The 22,358-nt window shown below is 64.3% G+C and carries 20 protein-coding genes; 8 read left to right on the top strand and 12 right to left on the bottom strand.

What is annotated here, in order from left to right:
- Positions 1-22: 22 nt before the first annotated feature.
- Together ypfJ and G486_RS0101295 are read left to right on the top strand one after the other, a co-directional pair.
- Positions 23-889: a KPN_02809 family neutral zinc metallopeptidase gene (ypfJ, locus tag G486_RS0101300; RefSeq protein WP_027013901.1), complete on the top strand. Its 867-nt coding sequence runs from the start codon at positions 23-25 to the stop codon at positions 887-889.
- A gap of 133 nt (positions 890-1,022) precedes the next feature.
- Positions 1,023-2,447: a DEAD/DEAH box helicase gene (locus G486_RS0101295; protein WP_027013900.1), complete on the top strand. Its 1,425-nt coding sequence runs from the start codon at positions 1,023-1,025 to the stop codon at positions 2,445-2,447.
- 70 nt (positions 2,448-2,517) lie between these two features.
- On the opposite strand, the gene G486_RS0101290 is transcribed toward G486_RS0101295, so the two are convergent.
- Entirely contained in the window at positions 2,518-3,366 is an 849-nt protein-coding gene (locus tag G486_RS0101290; RefSeq protein ID WP_027013899.1) for a symmetrical bis(5'-nucleosyl)-tetraphosphatase, read from the bottom strand.
- A 24-nt stretch (positions 3,367-3,390) separates the two neighbouring features.
- On the opposite strand from G486_RS0101290, the gene G486_RS0101285 reads away from it, so the two are divergent.
- The 3 genes from G486_RS0101285 (at position 3,391) to G486_RS0101275 (ending at position 6,424) form a co-directional block, all read left to right on the top strand.
- Positions 3,391-4,686 carry a hemolysin family protein gene (locus G486_RS0101285; protein WP_027013898.1) on the top strand — a complete coding sequence of 432 codons (1,296 nt, stop codon included), beginning with the start codon at positions 3,391-3,393 and terminating at the stop codon, positions 4,684-4,686.
- Positions 4,687-4,806: 120 nt separating this feature from the next.
- Complete coding sequence (locus tag G486_RS0101280; RefSeq protein WP_027013897.1) at positions 4,807-5,094, top strand: H-NS histone family protein; 288 nt, start codon at positions 4,807-4,809, stop codon at positions 5,092-5,094.
- Between the two features lie 121 nt (positions 5,095-5,215).
- Positions 5,216-6,424: an FAD-dependent monooxygenase gene (locus tag G486_RS0101275; RefSeq protein ID WP_027013896.1), complete on the top strand. Its 1,209-nt coding sequence runs from the start codon at positions 5,216-5,218 to the stop codon at positions 6,422-6,424.
- Here the strand turns inward: G486_RS0101275 and G486_RS0101270 are convergent.
- The 3 genes from G486_RS0101270 to G486_RS0101260 all read right to left on the bottom strand — a co-directional run bounded on the left by G486_RS0101270 (position 6,419) and on the right by G486_RS0101260 (position 9,709).
- Positions 6,419-7,624 (bottom strand): MFS transporter, encoded by a 1,206-nt coding sequence (locus G486_RS0101270; protein ID WP_027013895.1) that lies wholly within the window; start codon positions 7,622-7,624, stop codon positions 6,419-6,421. The genes G486_RS0101275 and G486_RS0101270 overlap by 6 nt on opposite strands.
- A 123-nt stretch (positions 7,625-7,747) precedes the next feature.
- Positions 7,748-8,623, bottom strand: a complete 876-nt coding sequence (gene kynA / locus G486_RS0101265) for a tryptophan 2,3-dioxygenase (RefSeq protein ID WP_034386237.1) — start codon at positions 8,621-8,623, stop codon at positions 7,748-7,750.
- A gap of 51 nt (positions 8,624-8,674) precedes the next feature.
- Entirely contained in the window at positions 8,675-9,709 is a 1,035-nt protein-coding gene (locus tag G486_RS0101260) for an AraC family transcriptional regulator (protein WP_027013893.1), read from the bottom strand.
- A gap of 209 nt (positions 9,710-9,918) precedes the next feature.
- Here G486_RS0101260 and G486_RS0101255 point away from each other — a divergent pair, with 209 nt between their 5' ends.
- The 3 genes from G486_RS0101255 (at position 9,919) to G486_RS0101245 (ending at position 13,233) form a co-directional block, all read left to right on the top strand.
- On the top strand, positions 9,919-11,196 hold the full coding sequence (locus tag G486_RS0101255; protein WP_027013892.1) for a M24 family metallopeptidase: 1,278 nt from the start codon (positions 9,919-9,921) through the stop codon (positions 11,194-11,196).
- A 94-nt stretch (positions 11,197-11,290) separates the two neighbouring features.
- Positions 11,291-12,190 (top strand): methylated-DNA--[protein]-cysteine S-methyltransferase, encoded by a 900-nt coding sequence (locus tag G486_RS21275; protein ID WP_051302977.1) that lies wholly within the window; start codon positions 11,291-11,293, stop codon positions 12,188-12,190.
- A 101-nt stretch (positions 12,191-12,291) separates the two neighbouring features.
- Positions 12,292-13,233 carry a DNA-3-methyladenine glycosylase 2 gene (locus G486_RS0101245; protein WP_084454966.1) on the top strand — a complete coding sequence of 314 codons (942 nt, stop codon included), beginning with the start codon at positions 12,292-12,294 and terminating at the stop codon, positions 13,231-13,233.
- Positions 13,234-13,241: 8 nt separating this feature from the next.
- Here G486_RS0101245 and kynU read toward each other — a convergent pair whose 3' ends face one another.
- The 8 genes from kynU to G486_RS0101205 form a co-directional block, all read right to left on the bottom strand.
- On the bottom strand, positions 13,242-14,549 hold the full coding sequence (gene kynU / locus G486_RS0101240) for a kynureninase (protein ID WP_027013890.1): 1,308 nt from the start codon (positions 14,547-14,549) through the stop codon (positions 13,242-13,244).
- A 142-nt stretch (positions 14,550-14,691) separates the two neighbouring features.
- Positions 14,692-15,321, bottom strand: a complete 630-nt coding sequence (gene kynB / locus G486_RS0101235; RefSeq protein WP_027013889.1) for an arylformamidase — start codon at positions 15,319-15,321, stop codon at positions 14,692-14,694.
- Positions 15,318-16,727: an amino acid permease gene (locus G486_RS0101230; protein WP_027013888.1), complete on the bottom strand. Its 1,410-nt coding sequence runs from the start codon at positions 16,725-16,727 to the stop codon at positions 15,318-15,320. The genes kynB and G486_RS0101230 overlap by 4 nt, the downstream gene beginning before the upstream one ends.
- Positions 16,728-16,824: 97 nt before the next feature.
- On the bottom strand, positions 16,825-17,997 hold the full coding sequence (locus tag G486_RS21270; RefSeq protein ID WP_051302975.1) for an ABC transporter permease: 1,173 nt from the start codon (positions 17,995-17,997) through the stop codon (positions 16,825-16,827).
- On the bottom strand, positions 17,997-19,196 hold the full coding sequence (locus G486_RS0101220) for an ABC transporter permease (RefSeq protein WP_027013887.1): 1,200 nt from the start codon (positions 19,194-19,196) through the stop codon (positions 17,997-17,999). Before G486_RS0101220 ends, G486_RS21270 begins: the two co-directional genes overlap by 1 nt.
- A gap of 34 nt (positions 19,197-19,230) precedes the next feature.
- Complete coding sequence (locus G486_RS0101215; RefSeq protein ID WP_027013886.1) at positions 19,231-20,289, bottom strand: HlyD family secretion protein; 1,059 nt, start codon at positions 20,287-20,289, stop codon at positions 19,231-19,233.
- Entirely contained in the window at positions 20,286-21,737 is a 1,452-nt protein-coding gene (locus G486_RS0101210; RefSeq protein WP_027013885.1) for a TolC family protein, read from the bottom strand. Before G486_RS0101210 ends, G486_RS0101215 begins: the two co-directional genes overlap by 4 nt.
- A 201-nt stretch (positions 21,738-21,938) precedes the next feature.
- The gene (locus tag G486_RS0101205; protein WP_027013884.1) at positions 21,939-22,259 is read right to left on the bottom strand and encodes a YkgJ family cysteine cluster protein; all 321 of its coding nucleotides are present in this window, start codon (positions 22,257-22,259) and stop codon (positions 21,939-21,941) included.
- Between the last annotated feature and the right edge of the window lie 99 nt (positions 22,260-22,358).

The following is a 22,358-nucleotide window of genomic DNA, read 5'->3' as shown; positions in this document are numbered from 1 at the left end:
GCAAGCAACAAGGAAACGCAGCATGAGATGGGATGGCAATCGCGAGTCGGAGAATGTGGAGGACAGGCGTTCGGGAGGCGGCGGCTCGCCCGTCTTCGGCGGGCGCAGCATAGGCATTGGCACCGTGGTCATCGCCTTGGTCGGCGGCTGGGTGCTGGGGGTCAATCCCTTGACCATTCTGGGGTTTCTGAGCGGTGGCAGCCCGGCCCAGGTACAGCAGGCGCCGGCCCGCAAGCCCCCGGTGGATGATCGCCTGGCGCGCTTTGTCTCGACCACACTCGCGGATACCGAGGATGTGTGGCGTCAGCTGTTTCGCGAAGGTGGCGCCCAGTATGTGGACCCCAAGCTGGTGCTGTTTCGCGGCAGCACGCCCACGGCCTGCGGTGCAGGCCAGGCCGCCATGGGGCCGTTTTATTGCCCTGCGGACCGCAAGGTCTATATCGATCTGGGGTTTTATGAAACCCTGAGAAACCAGCTCGGAGCGCCCGGAGAGTTTGCCCAGGCCTATGTGATTGCACATGAGGTCGGCCATCATGTACAGAACCTGCTGGGTATCAGCGGCAAGGTGGATCAGGCCAGGGGCCGGGTAAGCAAGGTGGAGTACAACCGCCTGTCCGTCAAGCTGGAGCTGCAGGCCGACTGCCTGGCCGGAGTCTGGGCGCACCACGCCCAGGAGGCGCGCCAGATCCTGGAGAATGGCGATGTGGAATCCGCAATGAATGCGGCTGCCAAGATCGGTGACGATGCCTTGCAGCGCGCCCAGACCGGCCAGGTCGTTCCCGACAGCTTTACCCATGGCACGAGTGCCCAGCGCCAGCGCTGGTTCGGCACGGGGCTGCGGACTGGTACCATCAAGTCCTGCGATACTTTTTCCGCAGCTTCTCTTTAAACTTCAAGGCGTTTGCTGATCGGGGTTATCAGGTTTTGGCAGGGTTGCACGGGCGCAACGCCTCGTGCGTTTCCTGGTCAATTCAGGGCATTGCACTGCACAAATCACGCTCAGTGCGACAATATCGCGCTCAATGACTAGTTCTTTTTCCAATCTCCATCTCTCTGAACCCCTGGCACGTGCCGTGGCCGATATGGGCTATGAGTCCATGACTCCCATCCAAGCCCAGGCCATTCCGGTGGTGCTGACAGGCAAGGATGTGATGGGCGCTGCCCAGACCGGCACAGGCAAGACAGCGGCTTTTTCGCTGCCACTGCTGCAGCGGCTCATGTGCCATGAGAATGCCTCGGCCTCGCCTGCACGCCACCCCGTACGCGCCCTGGTGCTTTTGCCAACGCGCGAGCTCGCCGACCAGGTGGCACAGCAGATTGCTCAATATGCCAAGCACACCAAGCTGCGCAGCACCGTGGTGTTTGGCGGCATGGACATGAAGCCGCAGACGGCCGAGCTCAAGAGGGGCGTGGAGGTGCTGGTTGCCACCCCGGGCCGCCTGCTTGACCACATTGAGGCCAAGAATGTGGTGCTGGGCCAGGTCGAGTACGTGGTCCTCGATGAGGCGGACCGCATGCTGGACATAGGCTTTCTGCCCGACCTGCAACGCATTCTTTCCTACCTGCCCAAGACGCGTACCACGCTGCTGTTCAGCGCCACCTTCTCACCCGAGATCAAGCGCCTGGCCGGCAGCTATCTGCAAGACCCCGTGACCATCGAGGTTGCGAGGCCGAACGAGACCGCATCCACGGTGGAGCAGCGCTTTTTCAGCAGCAGCGATGAGGACAAGCGCCATGTGCTGCGCCGCCTGCTGCAGGAGCGCGGAATACGTCAGGCCTTTGTCTTTTCGAACAGCAAGCTCGGCTGCTCGCGCCTCACGCGCGCACTGGAACGTGACGGCCTGCGTGCTGTGGCCATGCATGGCGACAAGAGCCAGGATGAGCGTCTGAAGGCGCTGGAGGCCTTCAAACAGGGTGAGGTCGACCTGCTGGTCTGCACCGATGTGGCTGCGCGCGGTCTGGACATCAAGGATGTGCCGGCGGTCTTCAACTACGACGTGCCTTTCAATGCCGAAGACTATGTGCACCGCATAGGTCGTACAGGGCGTGCCGGCGCTTCGGGCCTGGCCGTGACCCTGGTGACCGGTCATGATGCGCGCTTGGTGGGCGAGATCGAAAAGCTGATCAAGAAGAAAATCGAAGTCGAGCCGTGCCCTGTGCAGGAGTCGTCGCGAGGCCATCGCCCGCGTTATGAGGACTCGCGCCCGGGACGCGAGCGCGAGGCTGGTGGCGTGCGTGGTGGCTCGGTCCATAGAAGCTCGCGTCTGCAGCGCCCCGCACATGCCGACCCATTTTTCGACAAGCCCTATGAGCCGTCTCAGGGCAATGAAGCTCCTTCCTGGGAAAGCCAACAAGCGGCTCTCAAGGGTGGCACAGGCAGTAACATCAAGCCCAAGCGCAAGATCGCGGCCTTGTTTAAGGCCCCCATCGTGGCCAGCGAGAGTTGACCCAGTCCATTGACCCAGTCCATAAAAGCGCCTGCCCTACAGGCGCTTTTTTCTTGCGCTGGAACCGTGCCTACTTGCCAGGGGCCTGAGCTTGTGGGCATGGCACCTGGATGAGCTCGCGTTCGTCCAGCGTGCTGCCAAAGCGCATCATGCTCAGGCAGCCACCCCAGACGCAGCCAGTGTCCAGGGCCACGAGATCGGGGCGGTTGAGGTGGCCCAGGGTGGACCAATGGCCAAAGGCAATGACTTGGCTGGCAGTGGCACGGCCGGGTACATCGAACCAGGGCATGAGTCCGGCAGGTGCCTGTTCGGCCGATTCCGTGCTCTCGAAATCCATGACGCCTTGGGCGCTGCAAAAGCGCAGCCGCGTCAAGGCGTTGACGATGAGCCGCAGCCGATCGGGCCCTTCAAGCTCTGATGACCAGTGATCGGGCTGGTTGCCATACATGGCCTGCAAAAAGGCTGACAGTCCTGGGCCGCGCAATACATCGTGGACCTCGGCGGCCAGATCCAGCGTCTGCTGTGCACTCCACTGCGGCAGCACTCCGGCATGGACCATGAGCAGGCCCTGGCCGTCCGCCATGCGGTGCTCACGAGCCAGAGGCTGCTGGCGCAGCCAGTCAAGCAGAGCGGGGCGGTCGGGTGCTTCGAGCACCGTGTCCAGCGTGTCGCGTCGACTGCTGCGTCGCAGGCCGTGAGCGGCAGCCAGCAGGTGCAGGTCATGATTGCCAAGGAGAGAACGCATGGCGTCACCCGCCTCCATGCAGGTGCGCAGCACCTTGTCCGAGGCCGGCCCCCGGTTCACAAGATCGCCAAGTACGTACAGGATGTCGCGGCTGGGTGAAAAATCAACGCTGGATAGCAGGCGCTCAAAGGCGTCGTGGCAGCCTTGGATATCGCCAATACAGTAAAGTGCCATGGTGTTCTTTCTGATTATCGAATCATGGATTTTCTGCTGATCGCGTTGCTTACGCTGCTCAACGGGGTGTTTGCAATGTCGGAATTGGCATTGGCCTCCAGTCGCAAGGCCCGCCTGGTTGCTCTAGCCGAAACAGGAGACAAAGGAGCCATGGCAGCGTTGGCGCTGCTGGAAAATCCCACGCAGTTTCTTTCATCCGTGCAGGTGGGCATCACCTCCATCGGCATGCTCAACGGTATTTTGGGTGAAGCGGCTTTCAGCCAGGGGCTGGCTGTCTGGCTGCAGGCCATGGGAGTGCCTGAACGTGCTGCTGGAATTTCGGCAACGGCCGTGGTCATTGTGGTCATCACTTTCGTGACCATTGTTTTTGGTGAGCTGGTGCCCAAGCGTATTGGGCAACTGTACCCCGAACTGGTATCCAAGCTAATTGCCAGACCCATGACCTGGATGGCGTCCGTAGCCAAGCCTTTTGTGCATCTGCTCGCTCTTTCCACGCAGGCAGTTTTGACCTTGCTGCGCATTAATAATGCTGCAGGCCGAGCGGTGACCGAAGAGGAGATTACGGCAAGCCTGGATGAAGGGCGTGATGCAGGTGTAATCGAGGCCAGTGAACACAGAATGGTCAAGAACGTTTTTCACTTGGATGACCGCCCTTTGACGTCGATGATGGTTCCGCGCTCGGATGTTCAATGGCTGAGTGCGGATTTTACCGTGGCTCAGGCTTTGCAAGCCGCGGCCGATGGTCATGAAACTGGAGGCCACTCCTGGTATCCAGTGTGTCGAGATTCGCTGGATGACGTGGTGGGTATCGCGAGTGTGGCTCATTTGCTGGCTTTGGGAGAGGCAGCGGGCCAAACACTGATCCGTGAGCACGTGCAAGCAGCATCGTTTCTACCTGAAACGCTCAGTGGCATGGAGTTGCTGGAGCAATTGCGAGCACGTTCCGGCCGTATGGTATTCGTGGTTGATGAATATGGTGTAGTACAAGGCATCATGACACCCAGGGATTTATTGGAAGCGATTACGGGCGAACTGCAGCCCTTGATGGAAGCCGAAGCCTGGGCTAAATTGCGTGAGGATGGCTCTTGGCTCCTGGATGGCCAGATGCCAATATCCGAGCTCAAGGCCAGACTTGATATTCGTGAGCTTACTGATGAACATCGAGGCCTTTACAATACGCTTGCAGGCTTTTTGATGGCTGAAAGCGGTCATTTACCAGCTCTTGGTGAGCGTATTGTTTTTGCAGACTGGATCTTTGAGGTGATTGATCTCGACGGAAAACGTATCGATAAGGTTCTGGCGTTACGTGAAATTACTTAGAGTAGGAGTTATCAATAGGCAATGTCTATATTGTGGATATTGCGTACAAAATAACTCTGTCAATTGTAATTTTGATTTTTATAATAGAATCTCCCCCATCAACTTTTGCAAGCACGTACCATGAGCACTTACAAGGAACTATTGAAGCAGCGGGAAGAGCTGGAACAGCAGATTCAGGATGCCCGCAAGCGCGAGCTGACTGATGCAGTGGCCAAGGTTCGCGGTTTGATCGCTGAACATGGCTTGACCGCTGAAGATGTTTTTCCTCCGACTCGTTCACGCGCCAGCAGCGCCGGAACCAAGGTCGCCCCTAAATACCGCGATCCTGCAACTGGTCAAACCTGGACCGGTCGTGGCAAACCGCCAAAGTGGATCCAGAACGAGGACCGCGAAAAATTCGCCATCTAAGGTTTGTTTCCGCCTATTGGCGCAGATCAAAAAGCCCGTTGCTCAACGGGCTTTTTTGTTTTTGAAATTGATTTTGGGCTGGCTTGGCGAAAAAACCTGTAACCGCCGGCACAATGCACGCATGAACAAGCAGGTGTTAATAGCCGGTGGTGGTATTGGCGGCCTGGCCGCAGCCATCGGAGCCTCGCGTGTAGGCTGGGATGTGCGGCTTTTTGAGCAGGCATCGCAGTTCAGCGAAGTCGGCGCAGGCATACAAATGGGACCGAATGTGGTGCGGCGTCTGCAGGCCTGGGGCTTGCAAAAGCCTTTGCAGCAGGTTGTGGCCTTGCCGGGGTATTTGCGGGTGCGAAGCGCTATGACGGGAGGCGAGCTCGGTGCGATGGCGCTGGGCAGCGAGGCGGTGAACCGCTACGGGGCGGCCTATGCAACAATCCATCGCGCAGACCTGCATCAACTACTGCTTGATGCCTTGCTGACTTATCCCAGTGTGCATCTGAACCTCAATCAAGGCCTGGACAGCTTTTCCGAAGCGGATGGCGTGGTCACCGTGCGTACGCGGGCGGGCAAGCTCATAGAAGGAGATGCGCTGATCGCGGCCGATGGCGTGCGCAGCCAGTTGCGTCAGCAACTGCTGGGCGATGGCCCGCCGCGCTTCAGCGGCCATCTGGCTTACCGAGCCTTGGTGCATCAGGCACAACTGCCCAAGCGCCTGCGTGCCCACGATGTCACGGCCTGGTTGGGGCCACGCCTGCATGGCGTGCAATATCCGGTGCGGCGTGGAGAAATGCAAAACCTCGTGGTCATCATCGAAGGGGCCATCCCGGGTGATATGGCCACCTGGGATCACGAGGCCAATCTCGACGACTTGCAGCGGGCGCTGGCCGGCAGTTGCAGCGAGCTGCTGGACCTGATCGGGCATGTGCCCGAAGCCGGGGGCGAATGGCGGCTATGGCCACTCAGCGCGCGCATGCCCGTGAGCTCATCGTCCCAGATGGCGCATGGCGTGGTGGCTTTGCTGGGCGATGCAGCCCATCCCATGCTGCCCTACCTGGCCCAGGGCGCGGGGATGGCGATAGAGGATGCGGCCGAGTTGCAGCGTGCGCTGGCCATGGACGACCTTGAGGTCAGCCTCAGGCTGCGTCGGTATGCACTCAACCGTTGGCAGCGCAACGCACGTGTACAGGCGCGCTCTCTGCGTAATGGGCGCATCTTTCATGCCACGGGGGTGATGCGCTGGGGGCGTGATCTGTCCATGCGCATGCTGGGGGAAAAGCTGCTGGATCTGCCCTGGCTGTACCGTGGAGATGGGTCCAGCGCGAGCTCGCTATGAGTTGTTGCTGGCCTGGTGTAGCAAGGGAGAGGCTGGCAGCAGCCTGAATGCCATGGAGGCGGCGAACAGCGTGGCTGCAATGGCCACCAGAACGGCTCTGTAGGGATCGATTCCCCAAGTCTGGGCCCAGGCCGCAACCCAGCCTGTAAACCATTGGACCATGGCCACGCCCAGGAACATGGCCATGGTGAAGAGCGACAGCGCACGGCCCGTGAGCTCCGGCGAATAGGAGGAGCGCACGTCGGCATATTGCAGCACGCCATAGCCTGAGAACAGGCCAATCGCCAGCAGCAGGACCACCGTGGCCCAGGCATGGCTCAGGAAGGCCGTGGCCAGAAACAGACCGCCTACAAGCAGCGAGTAATTCATGATCCAGCGTCGCCGCCTGGCGGGGCCGGGGTCCATGCGCCCGAACAGTGCAGGGCTGAACAATGAGATCAGCGACATGACCAGGGCCACGTTGCCGCTTTCGACCAGGGAAAAGCCGTGACGGTGTATGAGCAGCGGCCCCAGCCACAGCCCGCGCAGGGCCAGGAAGGAGGCATAGCAGGCCATGGCCAGGATGATGATGCCGAATGTGTGCGGCAGCGTGAACAGCTCCAGCATGCGGCCTATGGCCTGGCTCCAGCTTTCTCGCCGGGCCGGCTGCTGCGCCTGCTCGCTGGCGGGTTCGTGCACACGCCACAGGATGAGCAGCCAGGACAGCAAGGCCATGACGGCCATGAGTGCAAAGCCGCTGCGCCAGCCCCAGTGCTGCACCATCCAGGCCATGGGCGTGCCTGTGAATAGCAGGCCTAAGCCCCCCACGCCCATGCCTATGCCCGAGATGAAGGCAAAGCGGTCCAGGGGAAAGTGGCGGGAGATGAAGACCGTGCAGGCCAGAAAGGCGGGCGAGCAGCCCACGCCTATGAGCAGTTGCCCGAGCATGAGCCAGCCATAGCTGGGTGCGGCAGCCGAGAGAATGGCGCCGCCAATCGCCAGCGGAAAGGCATAGAGCACGGTGCGACGCAGCCCGTACAGGTCCATGCCTATGCCCATGAGCAGCTGTGCCACTCCGAACGACAGGCCGAAAAGACCGGCAAAGGCGCCCAGCGACTGGGCATTGAGGCTGAAGTCCTGCTCCAGCCCCGTGGCCATGACCGAGGCGATGCTGCGAAACGCCTGGCTCAGCGCAAAGGCGGAAAGCAGGCTCAGCAGCATGACCCAGAGCAGGCCGGGGGGCGGGTTGTTTTTGGTTGATGGCAAGGCGCGTCTCCTGGCGCCAGAGCATAGCTGCAGAGCGCAAGTTCTGCTGTCGCGGGGGCGCGGCCTCGCTCGGGGCGTCTATAAATCCGTGCGCAGTGCCCAGATTTCGGGGAACAGCACTATATCCAGCATCTTGCGCAGATAGCTCACGCCGCCCGTGCCGCCCGTGCCGCGCTTGAAGCCGATCACGCGCTCCACCGTGGTCAGATGGCGAAAGCGCCAGAGGCGGAATGCGTCCTCGATGTCGGCCAGCTTTTCACCGAGCTGGTAGAGGTCCCAGTAACGCTGGGGATCGCGGTAGACGGCGATCCAGGCCTGCTTCACGCCTTCGCTGGCTTCATAGGGCTGGGTCCAGTCGCGTTCGAGCCGGTCGGCGGGCACGGCAATGCCTTCGCGCGCGAGCAGCTGCAGCGACACATCGTAAAGAGAGGGAGCTTCATAGGCTGCGCGCACCTGGGCCAGCAGGTCGGCGCGGTGCGCATGCGGCGTGAGCATGGCCGGGTTCTTGTTGCCCAGCGCAAACTCTATGCAGCGGTACTGGTAGCTTTGAAAGCCGCTGGAGTTGGCCAGGTAAGGGCGCATGGCCGAATATTCGGGCGGAGTCATGGTGGACAGAACGCTCCAGGCGTTGACCAGCTGCTCCATGATGCGCGAGACGCGGGCCAGCATCTTGAAGGCATCGGCGCGTGTGCTGCCCGAGGCGTCGGCCAAAGCCGCCGTGGCCGCGCGCAATTCGTGCAGCATGAGCTTCATCCACAGCTCGCTGGTCTGGTGCTGGATGATGAACAGCATCTCGTCGTGGGCTGGCGACAGCGGGTGCTGGGCACTGAGTATGGGGTCCAGATGCAGATAGTCGCCATAGCTCATGGCCTGGCTGAAGTCCAGTTGTGCGCCTTCTTGTCGAACGATGGATGCGCCGCCATGCATGGGGCAGGCCGAGGATGGGTTGCTCATGTTTCTTGACTTTGAGAAAGAGGTGCAGCCTAAACCAAACCATGCGGGCCGTCATGTTCCGCGCAGGCTTGAGGCCCTGAACTCCGAAGGAGTCATACCCGCCTTGGCCTTGAAGCTGCGGCTGAAGTTGGCCAGCGTCGCAAAGCCCAGCTTGTGGGAGATCTCGCCCACGGAGAGCCCGGACTCGCGCAGCAGGGCTTCGGCCCGCCTTTGACGCACTTTTTGCGAAAGATCGCCAAAGCTGGTCTGCTCGCGAGCCAGGTGGCGCGCCAAGGTCTTGCTGGAAATGAGCAGCAAGCGTGCCACGCATTCCTGAGTCAGCTTTTGATCTTCCACATGGGTGAGCGCGTATTCCACCCAATCTGTAACACTTTGTTCTTTCTTGAGCTTCTGCAGGCTGGATTTGGCCAGGCTCAGGGCCTGGTACAAGGTCTTGGCGTCGGCCAGAGGCAAGGGGCGGTCCAGCACTGCAGCGGGGAAGCTCAGGCTGGCCCTGGGCTGACCGCCCAGGCCAAAGCGTGCGTGCACGCCACGCAGCCGACGGTACTTGTCTGCATGGGCGGGAGCAGACCAGGAAAACTCCATTTCGCAATGCAGCTCTTGCACTTGCAGCGTGAACAGCAGTTGACGGTGGCAGCTCAGGGCCGCTGTCTCCAGTGCCATGATGCTGCTTTCGTAGGGCAGGGGGCGGGCCAGGGTCAAGTCCAGCCAGGCGTTGCCGGATTTTTCCGTTTCCTGGCGCAGCTGCATCTGAATGATGGGGGAGATCAGGGCGACATAAGGGCTCAGCGTCTCCAGTGCCTGGCGCAGCGTGCCGGCGCTGAGCAGCAACTGGGTGGCCACATCGCTGGTGCCCACCTTGGTGACCAGACCTCGAACAAAGCCCAGGTCGCTGCGGCCCGTGCTCAGGGCCAGCTCCTGGGTGGCCCTGAGGTTGCTTGCGATCGGAATGCGTTGTTGCCTGAGCATGGCGCGTGTGATTCCGGCCTTGCTCAGGGCCTGGCTGCAGTTGTGGCCGCCTTGCTCCAGATGGGTGACCAGAGACAGGAGATAGCGCGGATCCACGGAATCAAACAGCGAGGGCATGGTTATGTCCTTTTATGAATCACGGTTGTCCATAAATGAATTCTGTGCATTCTGTTCATTTATTAACAATTACTTTGGTGTAAGGGTTTTAGGTGGTGTATAGCTGCGGCCGTGGTGTTTGAGGCTGCCATGACAAGACCCTTGACTTGCTGCGTGCCCGCACGGGCCCTGGTTTCGGCTGCAGCAGGGCGCTGGGCGCGGAGAAATGAATGCGACATGGCTTTGCAGAGGCCCTGGTGGCCGATTTTCGAAGGCGGCATGAGCAACTGGTCCGGGCAGTGAACCGGCATGGGCTGGACCACTATGTGGTGAGCAGCCCGGAGAATATTTTTTATCTGACTGGCGTGGCCTTCGAGCCCCAGGGGCACGCTTTTTTTCTGGTCATCAGCGCCCAGGGGCAAAGGCGCATGCTGGTCCCCGAGCCCGAGCTGGAGAGCGTCAGCCAGGCCTGGGGGGTCGAGCAGACCCTGACATACCGCGAATATCCCGCACCTCTGGGTCAAGGCTGGGGCGATGGACTGTTCGGGCAGATCAGGCTGGGCCTGCGCTTCGGTTTCGAAAGCGGTGTGCCCTGGGCCCAGGCCCAGTCCTTGCTGGCGGCCGGAGGCCAGTCGCTGGACTTGCTGGAGAACATCCGCATGCTCAAGTCCGACTGGGAAGTCGCCCAGATCGAGCGCGCCGCACGCTATGCCGACTGGGGCGTGGGCGAAGTGCTGCGCCGGGCCTGGCAGGGCTGCAGCGCAGCCGAGACCTTGATTCCCATGCAGTCCCTGCAGCAGAAAATCATGCGCGAGCTGCCTGATTGGGATCCCTTGTCCACCAAGGTGCAGGCCGCGGCCTGGCCGGCACCGCTCAGCGCTCAGCCATGCGGCGCCCCTCCGCTGGGGGCCAGGCTGGGGCAAGGCCCTCATGTGGCCCTGGTGCTCACCAGGGTCAATGGCTATGCGGCCGAGTGCGCGCGCACCTTCTTCACCAGCCGGCCCGATGCACACGAGCGCGAGCTGTTCGGGCTCATGGGCGAGGCCAGGAAGATTGCCTACTCCATGCTGCGCCCCGGTGTGGCCTGCGGCGAAATCGATGCCGCCGTGAACCGCTTTTTCGGTGCAGGCGGCCATGCCGACCATCGCACCCGGCTGCACCGCTGCGGCCATGGCTTCGGACTGGGTCATCATGAGCCGCCATGGCTTGCCCAGGGCAGCGGCCATGTGCTGGTCCAGGGCATGGTGATCTCCATAGAGCCAGGCATCCAAGCGCCGGGCAGCGGCGGCTATCGCCACAGCGATACCGTGCTGATCACGGAGGACGGCTATCGCATGCTGACCCATGCGGCCTGCGGTCTTGAGAGTCTGGTCCTGCCCGCGGCCAGCATGCGCCAGCGCATTTCGGGCTGGCTGGTGCGGCGCAGCCTGAACCTGGTCAGCGAGTCCGTGCCGGAGGCCGCTGCCAGCCATGGGATGTGCAAAAAGGTGGATGCACTGCAGGTCTGAGCTGCGTACAGTCTGGCCTCAGAGCGTGAACACGTTCTGAGGAAAGGGGCGGCCTGCTTTCAGGCTGCTTCCCATCAACAGGAAAGACTTTGCCGTGACCGCTGTCTCCACTCCCGCCACTGCCGCAGCCGCCGTGGCCCAATGCTGCCGCTGGCTTGAAAGCGAAGAGCCTGCGCCCACGCTCGCCAGCCTGGCCCGGCGCCTGGCGCTCAGCCCCTGGCAGTTGCACCGAATGTTCAAGCAGGCCACGGGGCTGACGCCCAAGGCCTATGCCATGGCCCATCAGGGGCTGGCCTTGCGCCAGGCGCTGCAGCCGGGGCACAGCAGCTCGGTCACCGATGCTGCCTATGCCAGCGGCTATGCGGCCGCCAGCAGTTTCTACAAGAATGCCCAGGCCATGCTGGGCATGGCGCCCAGCGATTATCGAAACGGCGGCGCGCGCCAAAGCATCCGCTTTGCGCTGGCCGAATGCTCGCTGGGCAGCATTCTTGTGGCCAGCACGGCGCGCGGCGTGTGCTGCGTGCTGCTGGGCGACGATGCCCAGGTCTTGATCGAGGATTTGCAGCGGCGCTTTCCCCGGGCTGAACTGCTGGGCGGCGATGCGGGCTTCGAGGCCACGGTCGCCCAGGTCGTGGCCCTGATCGAGCAGCCGCGCCTGGGCCTGTCCTTACCGCTGGACGTGCAGGGCACGGCCTTTCAGCAGCGCGTCTGGCAGGCGCTGCGCGCGATTCCTGCAGGGCAGACGCTGAGCTACTCCGAGCTCGCGCGCCGCCTGGGCATGCCCAGCGCCACGCGCGCCGTGGCCAGTGCCGTGGCCGCCAACCCCATCGCCGTGGCCGTGCCCTGCCACCGCGTGCTGCGCAACGATGGCAGTATTTCGGGCTATCGCTGGGGGGTGGAGCGCAAGCGCGCCCTGCTGCTGCGCGAGGCGCGACAGGCCGGCGAAGCATTGAAGGAGGCGCCCGCCGGAACGCCCGCTGAAACGCTCTCTTAATAGAAGCTGTTAGCGCTTGCTACATAAGGATTCCAGCTTGATATATATCTGAAGTCGTGATGCAGCAAGCGCTGGCAGCTATTCAATTGTTGGAACACAGCATGCCTCTTGAGGTTTCCATGGCCCTGCCCGGGCATTATCGATTCGAGGAGTTCGTGCACTTTCACGATCGCGATGCGCAGCAACTGGCCGAGCGTGTCGATGCCGGTGGGCGCCAGCTGTACAAGGCCATCACCTGGAAATCCAGGCCGGCCCTGCTGCAGCTGCAATGGCAGAGCGCATCGGTGCGAGCCTGTCTGCATGGGCCGCAGGGCGAGCCTGAGCTGCAGGACGAGCAGGCCTTGCAGGCCATGCTGGGCCGCATGCTGGGGCTGGCCTATCCGGCTGCGGGGCTGGAGCAGGCCCATGGCGCCCATCCCGAGCTGGGGCCGCTGCTCAGGCGCCAGGCGGGCCTGCATGTGCCGGGATCGCCCACGCCCTTCGAGGCCCTGACCTGGGCCATCACCGGCCAGCAGATCACGGTGGCCGTGGCCGTCGCCCTGCGGCGCAAGCTGATTGCGCTTGCCGGACAGCCGCTGGATGCGGGCGGGGGCTTGCCGCTCCTGCACGCCTACCCGGATGCAGCCAGGGTGGCCCGGCTGGAGCTGCAGGCGCTGCGCAGTGCAGGCTTTTCCCAGGCCAAGGCCCAGACCCTGCTGGCCGTGTCCCGGGCCGTGGAGCAGGGCCTGCTGCCGCTGGACGACTGGGCCGCACGCAGTGCAAGCGGTGCCTGGAACGAGGGCGATGTGGGTCAGGTCACGCAGCAGTTGCTGGCCATCAAGGGCATAGGCCCATGGACGGTGAATTACACCTTGCTGCGCGGCTATGGCTGGCCCGACGGCAGCCTGCATGGCGACGTGGCCGTGCGCCGCGCCATCGCGCGCCTGACCGGCGAGGACAAGCCCGATGCGCGCGCCGCCAGCGCCTGGCTGGCGCAGTTCAAGCCCTGGCGCGCGCTGGTGGCCGCGCATCTGTGGGCTTCGCTGGCCGACAGCGCCTACTGACTTGCGCTTCAGGTCACGGGATTCACCTGGTTGAACTGCGGGCCTTGCCACTCGCCCGACTCCAGCACCTGGCGCAAATGCTCGACGGCGTTCCACACGTCCTCGAAGCCCACATACAGCGGGGTGAAGCCGAAACGCAGAATGTCCTTGTGGCGGCCCGTGCCGCCATCGCCCTTGCGGAAGTCACCGATCACGCCGCGCGCGATCAGCGCCTGGATGATGGCGTAGGCGCCGCTGTTCCTGCCCTCCACGCCCAGGCCTTCCTCGCGTGTGAGACAGACCTGGGAGCCGCGCTGCTCATGCGCGCGTGGCGTGGCCAGGCCCAGGCCATGGCCTGCGCAGCGCTGCTCGACGAGGGCGATGAACAAATCGGTGAGCGCCAGGGATTTTTCGCGCAGCGCAGCCATGCCGCCGAGCTTGCCGGCCTCGGTGAACACATCGAGCCCGCATTCCAGCAGGCTCATGCTGATCAGGGGCTGGGTGCCGCACAGATAGCGGCCTATGCCCTGGGCCGGGCGGTAGTCGGGCACGAACTCGAAAGGTTTTTCATGGCCGAACCAGCCCGACAGCGGCTGCCAGAAGCGGTTGATGAGGCGCGGGTGCGCCCAGACAAAGGCCGGCGCGCCCGGGCCGCCGTTCAGGTATTTGTAGCTGCAGCCCACGGCGAAGTCGGCATTCGCGCCCTTGAGGTCCACGGGCACGGCGCCCGCGCTGTGGCACAGGTCCCAGACGCACAGAATGCCCCTGGCATGCGCGGCCGCCGTGAGGGCTGCCATGTCGTGCATGGCACCCGTGCGGTAGTTCACATGGGTGAGCATGGAGATCGCCACCTCTTCGGTGAGCGCACCGGCGATCTCTTCGGGCTCGAGCAGCACCAGCTCCAGCCCGTACTCCTGGCAGACCGACTGGGCGATATAGAGGTCGGTGGGGAAGTTGCTGCGCTCGCTGATGATCTTGGTGCGCCCAGGCGCGTCCTCGCGCGCCATGCGGGCTGCAGCCGTGAGCACCTTGTAGAGGTTGATCGAGGTGGTGTCGGTAAACACCAGCTCGCCTGCGTCCACGCCTATCCAGGGCGCGAACTGGTCGCCCAGGCGCGTGGGCAGCGTGATCCAGCCCGCGTCGTTCCACGAGCGTATGAGGCCCTGACCCCATTCCTGCTGCACCACCCGGGCCGCGCGCGCGGCGGCGGCCTTGGGGCTGGCGCCCAGGGAGTTGCCATCCAGATAAATCACGCCCTCGGGCAGCGCGAAATGCGCGCGCAGCGAACGCAGCGCATCCTTGGCATCCAGGGCCCGGCAGTCTTGCAATGTGATCATGGTTTCCTTTTTTGATAGCTGCCAGCGCTTGGCTGGCAAGCGCTGCAGCGGGTTTTGTTGAGGGTGTGGCGCCCCAAACCGGCAGAGCCCAGCTCAGAGACACCGAGCAAAAGCTGCCCCGCGGCGAAGGCACCGTTCCCCTTCAGGGGGTGTGTCTCAAGATCGCGCGCACCGGCGAAGCATCCGCCTGCATGAGCTTGAGCGGCAGGGCAATCAGCTCGTAGTCTCCCTCCTCGACCTCGTCGAGCACCAGGTTCTCCAGCACGCGCAGGCCGCGTGCGCGTATCACCTGGTGGCTGTCCAGGGACTTGCTGCTCGCGGGGTCGATGCTGGCCGTGTCGATGCCGATGAGCAGCACGCCCAGGTCGGCGAGGCGGCTCACGGTCTCGGGCGCATAGGCGGTCAGATCAGGGTCCCAGACCCTGGGCGCATGCGCATAGGTGCGCACCAGCACGCGCGCAGGCAGGCCTGGGCCCGCCGCATGGGCGATGTGCTGCCACTCGATCAGCGGCCCGCAGCCTATGGCGTGGATCACGCGGCAGGGGCCGAGAAAGGGCACAAGATCCACGGCACCGATTGCCGCGCCGGCGTTGTCATAGTGCAGCGGTGCATCCGCATGCGCGCCCACATGGGGCGACAGCGTGATGGCGCTCACGTTCACGGGGCAGCCCGGACCCAGCGTGGCACACCATTGCTGGCTGTAGGGCGTGTCGCCAGGAAACACGGGGCTGGCCGTGTCCAGGGCAGGGGAGATGTCCCAGATGCGGCTCATGCGTCCTCCCTGGATGTTCTTGCGCTGCGCGGCCGGTACCAGAGCAGATAGGCCAGGGCAAGCACGATGAGAAACGCCAGGCCAATGGGCAGCGTCATATGGAAGGCCTGGGTGAAATACGTGGTCACGATCACGCCCAGCATCAGGGCTGCGCCCAGGAGCGTGAACAGCGGATAGCCCCACATGCGAAACTGCAGGCGCTGGCCCGGGTGCTCGCGCGAAAAGCGCGCGCGAAAGAACAAATGGGTCACGAAGATCATGAACCAGGTGAACATGGCGCCGAACATGGAGATCGACATCATCCACAGCAGCGACTCATCGGGGCGCCAGAGATTCACGCCCACGGCCACGGCAATCCCCGTGCAGGAGATCGCGATTGCGGCCATGGGCACGCCGCGCGCGTTCAGGCGCCCGAAGACGGAAGGCGCATAGCCGCCGCGCGAGAGGCTGAACATCATGCGCGAAGTCACGTAAAGCTGGCTATTCATGGCCGACAGCGCGGCCACCAGCACCACGAAGTTGATGATGTCGGCCGCGCCCCCGATGCCGATGATCTCCATGACCTTCACGAACGGGCTCTTGTCCGTGCCGGCCTGGTTCCAGGGAACAATGGCCAGCATGAGCATCAGGGTCAGCAGGTAGAAGATCACCAGCCGCGCCATGGTGGTGCGAAATGCCTGGGTGATGGCGCGCTTGGGGTCCTCGGCCTCGCCGGCAGCCACGGCTACGGCTTCCAGGCTCAGGTAGCTGAAGATGGCGATGATCACCGCCACCCAGGTGCCCCACAGGCCGTTGGGAAAGAAGCCGCCGTGGGACGTGTAGTTGAAAAAGCCGATGCCGGTTCCGCTGGCATCGGGTGCGGGCGCACCGTAGATGACCCAGGCACCGATCAGGATGAAGGCCACGATGGCCACGATCTTGACCATGGAAAAGCCGTATTCGACCTGGCCGAAGGCCTTGACGCTGCTGGCGTTGACGAGGATGAGCCCGCCCGAGAACAGCAGCACCCAGATCCAGCGCGGCACCTCGGGAAACCAGTAGGCCATGTAGATGCCCACGGCCGTGACCTCCATGCCCACGGCCAGCACCACGGCGGCCCAGTAGGCATAACGCACCATGAAGCCGGCCATGGGGCCGATGTAGTGCTCGGCATAGGCGCCGAACGAGCCCGAGGTCGGATGGGTCACGGTCATCTCGGCCAGGCAGCCCATGAGCAGCAGCGAGATCAGCGCGCCTATGGCGTAGCTCAGCAGCACGCTGGGTCCTGCAAAGCCGATGGCAAAGGCACTGCCCATGAAAAGGCCGGTGCCGATTGCGCCGCCGATGGCAATCATCACCATCTGGGCCGCCGAAAGCTGCTGGCGCAGTCCGGTCTCGCGCTGTTGAATGTCTTGAAAAGAGGCCATGGAGTCTAGAAAGCTATCAAAGGCAGGGGCATAAGTATCAGCGCTTTGGTCCGACCCCTGTGTGTGCAGACATTGCCCGCCGGGCTGCGGCGCGGCGCTATCGGGCTAAGGGAGCAGGCCTGCTTCCACGGCCGCGCCAGGCACCAAGCCACAGTGCGCCCAGCCAGCTGATCAGCGCCAGCACCAGCAGCACCAGCAGATGCGGCAGCACGGCCTGCAAGGGAGCGCCCAGCTGGTTCAGACGCAGCGAGGCCTGGATGGCTGCCGTGCTCGGCGAGAGCCAGCGCAGATCCTGCAGGAGCGCGGGCAGGGCTTCGGAGGGCCAACTGAAACCCCCGACGAAGGCCAGGGGAATCGAGGTGAACAGCACGACCTGCATGGCGCGCTCGCGGTTGGCCAGCCACCAGCCCAGCAGGGCTGAGAGCCCGGCAACCGCGGGAATGAACACGGCCAGCAGCGCCAGGGCCGCCCCAGGGTTGCCGCCGCGCGGATAGTCGTGCATCACGAACACCCAGCCAAAGTAGTAAAGCCCCGAGGTCCAGCCCACACAGCACAGGGCCAGCAGGCGCGCAAGCCAGATGCGCGCCGGTGCCTGGGCCAGGCCCTGCTCGCGCAGGGTGCCGAACAGCAGGGCTCCGCCCATGAGCAAGGTCTGCTGCAGGATCAGGACGGCCACGGCCGCGACCACGAAGCTGCCATAGCCCTCCGTGGGGTTGAACAAGGCCTGCTGCTGCAGGTTCACGGGCGAGCGGCTGGCCTGGGCCTGCAGACTGCTCTGGCCGCCGGCCATGAGGCGCTTGATCTCGATCCCGGCCGAGACCGTGCCGACGGCTTCGGCAAAACCGTATTGCACCTGCTTGGCCACCAGTGGATAGGCGCCATTCGCATAGACGGGAATCACGGCTTCCTGGCTGCGCACCACCTGGCGCTTGAGCCCGGCGGGCAGCAGCGCATAGCCCATGATTTCGCCCTTGAGCAAGGCCGCGCGTGCCTGACCTTCATCGCCTGTGACCAGGATCACGTCGATGCGCGGGCTGGCCTGGGCAAAGCGGAGCATTTGCCGCGCCAGGTTGCTGTGCTCCTGCTGGACCACGGCGACGGGCACGCGCTGCACGGCTTCCTGTGTGTAGAACCAGGGGTAGAAGAAGCTGTAGAGAATGGGCGCGCCCACAAGCAGCATGACGGCGCCCACATCGCCGAACAGGGTGCGCAGGGCCTGAAGAAAGGCCGTGCCAAAGCGGCTGGGAGCGGGGGGCTGCAGGTCTGCCATCAGCGGCCTCCCCATTTGTCGGGACGTGCGAGGCCGCGCAGCAGCCCGGCCGTGCTCAGCGCGAGCAGGATCAGGGTCGCCAGCAGCAGTCCGGCCACGATGGGCAGGCTTTGCACCAGCGGAGCGCCCATCTGGAACTGCTGCAACTGCAGCTTGGCGTAATGCGTGTAGGGCATGGACAGCGCCCAGGTGCGCGAGCCCTCGCTCATGGCCATGAGCGGAAAGCCCACGCCGCTGAACGCAAACGCGGGGGCGGAGAGCAGGCCGGCTCCCGAGAGGGCCGTGCGCAGCGACAGCGTCAAGGCTGCCAAAAGTGCGCCTGCGGCCAGGCTTGCGGCGATGAGGGCGGCCTGGCCCACGAGCACCCAGCCCAGGCTGCCCGCCACCTGCCAGCCCCGGCCCGAGGTCAGCCACAGCATGGCGATGACGGCGCAGGCCAGCAGGCTGGTCCAGGGAAGAAAGAGCTTGCCGGCCAGCGCGGCAAGGGTGGCGCTCCAGCGACCCTTTCCGGCTGGGCCCAGCCAGGCGCCCAGGGTGCAGTCGCGCAGCTCGCGTCCCACGCACCAGGCGCCGGCCGTCATGGCCAGAATGTGCAGCAAGGCCGGAATCAGTGCCGCAGCCAGAAACTGCTCGTAGTTGGTGGAGATGTTGAACAGCGATACCAGATTGGTGCGCACGGGCTCCATGCGCACGGCCACGGCCTGGGCGGGATCGCCACGCTTGACCCTAGCCTGCATCTCGATGCCGGCCGACAGCGTGCCCACCACCTGGCGCAGGTCGCGCTGGATCAGGCTGGAGTGCGAGGCCATCTGGGCGTTGTGCAGCAGCACCACATTGGCCGCACGGCCTTGCTTGACGTCGCGCGCAAAGTCCGGCGGGATCTGGACCACGCCATACACCTCCATGGACTGCAGCGCCCAGCCGGCCTCGCCGGCGTTGAGCACCTGCTGCTCCACGGCCAGGCCGGGCGTGGCCGCCAGCATGCGCACCAGCTGGCGCGACAGGCTGCTGTGATCCTGGTCCCAGACCGCAATCGGCAAGCGCTGGGCGAGTCCGGCAGAGAAGATCCAGACCATGAGCAGCAGGGTGAGCAGGGGTACCCAGCTGATCATGGCCAGATCCCAGGGGCGGCCGCGCAGCAGTCTTGCCTCCCGCAGCAGGCTGGCTGAAAAGGCCGGGCGGCGTGGTTGCGTGTTCACAAATTTCCCAGCAGACCGTGAGGGCTGCTGCCCATTACCTGGCGCCTTCCACGACCACGCTCATGCCGGGGCGTGCGCCGTCTATGGCTTCGGCCGGACGGGCGCGCACTTCGAAGGTGCGCGCGTCAAATCCCTGGCCTGCGCGCGTTGCACGCCAGGTCGCAAAGTCGGGCAGCACCCCCAGGTAGTAGACCTCGAAGCTGGCTTCGCGGTTGTCCAGGGCCGGCAGCCGGCCCGTGAAGCGGCTGCCCTTGGCAAAGCGCGCCAGCTGCTCCTCGCGCACATTGAGCACCACCCACTGGTCGCTCAAATCGACCACGGTGACCACGGCCACGCCCTGGGGAGAGAGTTCGCCCTGCTTGGCCATGACCTGGGTGATCTCGCCGCCCACGGGGCTGCGCAATTCGGTCTCGGCCTGGGCGGCCTCGACTTCGGCGACCACGCCTTGCACCTGGCGTGCCTGGGCGGCGGCCGCGCTCTTGTCTTCGCGGCGCGCACCCGAGGCCGCCATGTCGTACTGGGCCTTGGCGGCCAGGGCCTGATCGCGCGAGGCGCGCCAGTTGGTTTCGGCCTCGTCGCGCTTCTGGGCCGAGACCAGTCCCTGGTCGTAGAGACTTTGCACGCGGCGCAGCGAGGTCTGGGCCAGATCGGCTGCGGCCTGGGCGCGCTGCCAGCTCAGGCGCGCCATGCTGACCTCTTCGGGGCGGGCCCCGGCCTCGGCCTTGTCGGCCACGGCCTGGGCCGCGTCGCGTGCTGCCTGGGCCTGAGCCAGCTTGGCGCGGACTTCGGGACTGTCCATCTCCACGAGCAGGTCGCCAGGCTTGATCTGCTGTCCCTCGGTCACCAGCACCTTGGCGATACGGGCCGTGACCTTGGGTGCGACATCGACCTCATGCGCCTCCATCTGGCCCTGGAAGTACAGCGGCGCGGGCTGGGCCGCGCGCCAGAAGCCCCAGGCCACAAAGCCCAGCACGGCCAGGCCGGCGGCTGCCGCGAGCAGGCGCTTGCGCGATGCGGAGGGCGGCGCAGAAGAGGCCGGGACGTCCGGGGCTGCGGATTTGTCCTGCGAAGGCTGAGACTTGTCTGTGCTCATGGTACTGATGAAGAAATCTGGATATCGGCCTGGGCCATGTAGTTCTCGAATTCCTGGCTGCGGCCGCTGCTCTCGAGCAGGGCCGCCAGGGCCTGGACATACTGGTTGGCCTGCTCGGCGCGCTGGGTCAGCACCTTGGCCAGATTGAGCTGGGCGTCGATGAGCTCCAGGGTCGTGCCCGTGCCCTCCTTGAGCGCGGCCTTGCGCAGGCGCAGCAGCTCGCGTGCCAGATCCTCCTGGGCCTGCTGCGCCTGGTACTGGCTCTGGGCCTGGGACACGGCAAGCCAGTTCTTTTCCACCAGCAGCCCGATGTCGGTGCGTGCCTGGGCATCGAGCAGGCGTACCTGGTCGATCTTGCTTTGCGAGGCTGCGGCCAGGGTGTCGCGGTCCGTGCTGCTCCACAGCGTCCAGCGCACGGTCAGGCCGGCAACCCAGTTGGCCTTGCCACTGGTGTTGAGGTCGCGCGAGCCAAAGGCCAGCAACTGGGGCTTGCGCAAGGCTTCCTGCGCGTCGTGCATGGATTCGGCCTGACGCTGCTTGGCCGCGACCTTGCCCAGCGCCGGGTGACCGGCCTCGGCGGCAGTGATGAAGTCCTGCAGCGGCGGCAGGGGCTTGCTGTTCACGAACAGCGGCGTGCTGGGCCGCAGGGGCTGGTGTTCCTTGAGGCTGCGCGCCAGGGCCGTGGCTGCCAGATGCGCATCATCGCGCGCCTTGCTTGCCTGTTGCCGGGCATCGGCCAGGGCGGCTGCGGCCTGCAGGCGCTCCAGCTGGGAGATCACGCCGGCCTTGAGCATGCTTTGCGCGGCCGTATCGTGCTCGCGAATGCCCTGCACGGCGTCCTCGCGCAGCCTGGCCGCACGCTCGGCGAGCTGGGCGCCGAAGTAGCGCTGCACGAGCTGGGTCTGCAGGCTGTAGTTGCTACCGTCGGCTTCCGACTGGGCTTCGTCGGTTGCGGCATCCAGCCCCTGGCGCACGGCATTGGAGAAGCCGCCCATATAGACCGGCCAGAGCATGAGCATGCTGGCCGAGCCCGTGGTCTTCTTGTGCTGCAGATCGTAGTTGTCGGGGAAATAGGGCAGCGAGGGAACAGCCTGGCCCAGGGGCGGGGGCAGCATGCCGCCCATGCCGTCCAGCGCGTTGCGCGCGGGGTCCAGGCTGATATCGGCGTTCATCGAATAGTGATAGCCCCGGCCCGACAGCATCACCTGGGGCCCACCCAGCCCTTCATTGCCCTGGCGGCGCAGTCTGGCGCTTTCCACGGCCTTGGCCGAGGCGGCCAACTGGTCCGAGCGCTCCATCAGGGTCTGCCTGGCCTGCGAGAAGCTGAGCCCGGGCGCAGGCTGCTCGGCCACTGCCTGGTGCAGGCCCGCACTCAGCAGGAGAGCGTACAGGGCCAGGGGGCGCAGGGCAGCGACGAAAACAGATCTGGAGGAAAAAGAGGCACTCAAAGGCATGAATCGCAGGCGGTTTGCCATGGCTAAGCGGTTTTTTGGGGCAGGGCTCCTGGGGGCAGGCGGCTGAAAAACCCCGGAAAGGTAACACAAGCTGTGCCTGCTTCGGAGTCGGACGCGAGCCAGACCTGCTGGCGGCTGAAAAGCAGGGGCTGCGGTTTGAACTGCGCCGGAAAAGAGCGCAGCCATTGCGCTGCATCAGAAAATCAACCCGTCCAGCGGAGCCAGCCCATGGCGCTGGCGTACACGGTTGCAGGCATCGCTGGCGGCCTCGAATTCGCGGCAGGGCGAGGGGCGCCACTCGTAGATGCCGCAACGCGCCTGTTTCCCGACCTCGCCGACCAGGGCCGCACAACGCGGCCTGGCCCAGTCCGTGCCGCGCATGCGGCACACATGCGCATTCACCTCTTCCAGAAGGCCTGCAGGAACCCGGCCTCCATGTTCGTCGGATTCGTGGACGGAGCAGTCCACGCGGAACGAGGCGCAGCAGGCGCCGCAACTGAGGCAGGGATGAGACATGGGTGGGGCTGGCAAAACGGGCCAGAGCGCATTTTGCGGCGGCCGGGGCCTGTCTCAGACCTGGGTTCACAGATTTTTTTGTGCAGGGTGCGGGGCGCA

This window comes from Comamonas composti DSM 21721, from assembly GCF_000429845.1.
Lineage (GTDB): Bacteria > Pseudomonadota > Gammaproteobacteria > Burkholderiales > Burkholderiaceae_C > Comamonas > Comamonas composti.
This window is presented reverse-complemented; position numbering and strand designations above follow the sequence as displayed.